Origin of the sequence: Bartonella sp. AP21QHHD (assembly GCF_042196205.1) — a bacterium.
Lineage (GTDB): Bacteria > Pseudomonadota > Alphaproteobacteria > Rhizobiales > Rhizobiaceae > Bartonella.
Window position 1 is genome coordinate 1 of the sequence record NZ_JBHIPT010000009.1, and the last position, 3255, is coordinate 3255.

Consider the following 3255-nt stretch of genomic DNA (forward strand, 5'->3'; position numbering starts at 1 on the left):
CACCCACACACGCGTTCACCTAGATTATTGTGCTTTAAGATCTCTCTTGCTAAGTTTGAACTGATGGCGTTCAGATCTTGCTTATCTAAATAAATTGGCAACCAGCCAACACAAGAAGAAGCATATTTATTTGTCGCGCAACCAGTCAGAGAGAGCAGCACGCACATCAGCATCACTTTTTTGATTAACTTCACTTTCCACCTCCAGACGTGTTTTGGCTGCTTTTAAAGCTTTTTCTGTTTGCTTTTGTTGCTCTGCTTTTTTCCCAAGAGTAAAAGCTCTTGCTAAAATCATAAAAAAAGCGGCTAAAGCCGCGCCTGTTATCATCAGATTTCTTTTCATCCATAAGATCATAGACGATGCTCCTGAAAGCGTTTAGCAACAAAGAAAATACCAGCACATGCGGCTAAAACCATAATGGTGGCCAAAGCCCATTGGATTGGTCCATTTCCTGCTAATAAGCCTCCAAGCCCAGAAAAAGAACCAATAATCGGTGCAAGGGCTTCGGCTTTGAAAACCCCCGTTGGTGCTTGCGTTTCTACTGTTTGATAATTGGAGGAAACATAAGCCCCTTTTGCCCATAAGCCTGTTTCTGCCGCACGCCGGTGTGCGAGACCTTCAAGACGCTTTCCGCCTGCTTTGGTCCATTTCTGTAGCTCTGCAGGGACAGCTTCATATTCACCTTGATTGAGCTTTTTTAACAGTGTCGAGTTACAAAAGGCTCCTGTTCCTACATTATAGCAAAAGGACACTAACGCCGCGAATTGTTCATCCGTTAATGAAACTGTAACAGCGCGTTCAACGGCATTTTCAAATTGTCTTAAGTCTTGACAAAGAAGTTCTTCTGCTTGCTTTTCAGTGATTGTCATGCCTTCGTAAATAAAAGGTTTTCCAGCACTGTTTGTATGTCCATAACCTATTGTCCACACACCAATGGCATCTTTATAGGCGTTCAAACGCAAACCTTCCCATTGTTTGATAAGTGCAAGTCCTTCTGATGATATTTTTCGCATATGATTCTCCATAAAAAAAGCCCTGCAAAAGGCGGGGATGCGTGAAAAATATGAAATGAACGTCTTTCCCTCTTAAAGGACGGTAAGAAATCTACTCAACAAAAAGATATTGAAAAAGCCGTTCAATTAGTAAAAAAATTAACTTCCTCCTCGCCTAAAGGACAGGTAACGGACAAAAATATCATTGGTTAAAATTTAGAATCTGCTAATCAGTTATACTTGTCTAATCGTAGGATTTAATGCAATGACTGATATAAGATACAAAAACTTAGAAGATTTTTGTGGGCTTGATGAGGAAGAAAAAAAAAGCTTCGTAAACTTTCTCAAGAAAAGAAGAAGTGAACTGATTTCACCTACTGATGAAATAGTAAGTCAAATAGTACAGGAAAATAAACAAATTATAGATGAGTTGCTCAAAAAAGAGGAAGTTTCTAAAACAATTTTTAATATGCGAGAATTATCGTATTCCGCATTGTTAAAGCAAGAATCTACTTTCAATTCTGCGATTTTGATGGAAATTAGCCATCAGTTTGAGATGCCTAAAAGAATTATTACTGAATTAAGTTTAAAATTATTTCGGCTTAACATTCAAGATTCTCACAAATTTAACGAGCAGCTAATAAATTGTTTTGGCCAATATGCAGGAAAAATTATTCCATATATTTATTTATTATGTCTTAGCAATACACAGTCACGCCGTTCACGTGCGGGAAAAACATTTGAAGAAATTATTTATTTTTTATATAATCAATTTCGATATCGTTTCGAAGCTCAAAAAAAAATCGGAAAAGAAACATTTCAAAAAGCCGGTTTGGGTAAAATGGTTGATTCAGTACTACCGAGCATAGAGCATTTTAAGAAAAGACGCGATAAGGCTATTATTGGCACAATGAAAACCACTTTGCGTGAACGTTGGCAAGAAGTTATTGAAGAGCAGTCAAGATCTCAAGTTCCTAACATTCACTTACTGACAGTTGATGATAAAATCTCTGTAAATAAAATTGAACAAATGAACAAGCATAACATTGTTGTCGTCGTACTAAAAACAGTTAAAAATCAAGAAAAAATATTGCATAACCACAGCGTCATAGATTTTGAAACGTATTTTTTAAAAGAACTACCTGAGATGTTTAATTATTGGAAAAATCAGTAAAATGTTTAAACTAATTGACTTATTTGCCGGCATTGGAGGAATTCGTTTGGGTTTCGAGTCTGCATTTGGCTTAGATAACGCCCAATGTGTTTTTACATCAGAAATTGATAAATACTCTATTCAAACTTATCGACTTAATTTTAACAACGATCACGTCCATGGCGATATTACTCAGATCAATGAAGAAGAAATACCAGAGCATGATATTTTATTAGCAGGCTTTCCTTGCCAACCTTTTTCGCAAGCAGGCTTGAAGAAGGGGTTTGCGGATGCACGTGGAACTTTATTTTTTGATATCAATAGAATTTTATCACATAGGAAGCCTCGAGCATTTTTATTAGAGAATGTTAAGCAATTAAAGGGGCATGATAGGGGACGTACTCTCTCTAGTATTATAAAGCATTTACAATCAAGCGGTTATAAAGTTTTTTATGATATCTTAAAAGCACGGGATTTTGGAGTTCCTCAGAATCGTGAACGCATATATATCATTGGTTTTTTAGATCATTCGATAGATTTTAAATTTCCCTCTCCCATGAATATTAAAACAAGGGTGGGAGATATTTTAGATAAAGAGGTTGATGAAAAATATACAATTAGTAATGCTCTTTGGCATGGACACCAACGAAGAAAAGTTCTGAATAAACTGAAAGGAAAGGGATTTGGTTATGGGCTTTTCGATGTGGAATCGCCATACACAAATACACTTTCTGCACGTTATTACAAAGATGGAAGCGAAATACTTATAATGCAGGATAATAAAAATCCTAGAAAACTGACGCCAAGAGAAGCAGCACGCTTGCAAGGGTTTCCTGAAAGCTACCAGATTCCAGTATCTGATACGCAAGCCTATCGCCAATTTGGAAACAGTGTGTCTGTTCCAGTTATTAAAGCTATCGCATTGCAGATGAAAAAATATCTGTCGTAAACGTTCATTGACCTTCTTCCCTAAAAGGGACAGCACAACGAATGACCTAAAGTTGATATTAATCCTCATCCATATGGATAACGCCTTCGCCTTCGTCGCATGCGTTTGGTGGGGCGTTTGGGTCAAGGGTATCATCTTTGTCTGGTGTTGTGTTTGCAACG

5 protein-coding genes are annotated in these 3255 nt (G+C 37.1%); 2 read left to right on the forward strand and 3 right to left on the reverse strand.

What is annotated here, in order from left to right:
* The 3 genes from ACFIMC_RS00145 to ACFIMC_RS00155 form a co-directional block, all read right to left on the reverse strand.
* A partial coding sequence (locus tag ACFIMC_RS00145; RefSeq protein ID WP_375680737.1) for a hypothetical protein occupies nucleotides 1–194 on the reverse strand: 194 nt, incomplete at its 3' end.
* Complete coding sequence (locus tag ACFIMC_RS00150) at nucleotides 127–354, reverse strand: hypothetical protein (RefSeq protein WP_375637285.1); 228 nt, start codon at nucleotides 352–354, stop codon at nucleotides 127–129. The genes ACFIMC_RS00150 and ACFIMC_RS00145, both read right to left, overlap by 68 nt.
* The gene (locus ACFIMC_RS00155) at nucleotides 351–1013 is read right to left on the reverse strand and encodes a lysozyme (RefSeq protein WP_375659195.1); all 663 of its coding nucleotides are present in this window, start codon (nucleotides 1011–1013) and stop codon (nucleotides 351–353) included. The genes ACFIMC_RS00150 and ACFIMC_RS00155 overlap by 4 nt, the downstream gene beginning before the upstream one ends.
* A gap of 244 nt (nucleotides 1014–1257) precedes the next feature.
* Here ACFIMC_RS00155 and ACFIMC_RS00160 point away from each other — a divergent pair, with 244 nt between their 5' ends.
* Both ACFIMC_RS00160 and ACFIMC_RS00165 read left to right on the forward strand, forming a co-directional pair.
* Nucleotides 1258–2166, forward strand: coding sequence for a type II restriction endonuclease (locus ACFIMC_RS00160; RefSeq protein ID WP_375631818.1), 909 nt, complete (start codon nucleotides 1258–1260; stop codon nucleotides 2164–2166).
* 1 nt (nucleotide 2167) lies between these two features.
* Complete coding sequence (locus tag ACFIMC_RS00165) at nucleotides 2168–3094, forward strand: DNA cytosine methyltransferase (RefSeq protein WP_375631819.1); 927 nt, start codon at nucleotides 2168–2170, stop codon at nucleotides 3092–3094.
* Nucleotides 3095–3255: the final 161 nt, after the last annotated feature.

What these genes read in the sequence shown, in the direction of transcription:
- ACFIMC_RS00150 (WP_375637285.1), bottom strand. Translation starts at nt 354, where the DNA reads ATGATCTTATGGATGAAAAGAAATCTGATGATAACAGGCGCGGCTTTA.
- ACFIMC_RS00155 (WP_375659195.1), bottom strand. Translation starts at nt 1,013, where the DNA reads ATGCGAAAAATATCATCAGAAGGACTTGCACTTATCAAACAATGGGAA.
- ACFIMC_RS00160 (WP_375631818.1), top strand. Translation starts at nt 1,258, where the DNA reads ATGACTGATATAAGATACAAAAACTTAGAAGATTTTTGTGGGCTTGAT.
- ACFIMC_RS00165 (WP_375631819.1), top strand. Translation starts at nt 2,168, where the DNA reads ATGTTTAAACTAATTGACTTATTTGCCGGCATTGGAGGAATTCGTTTG.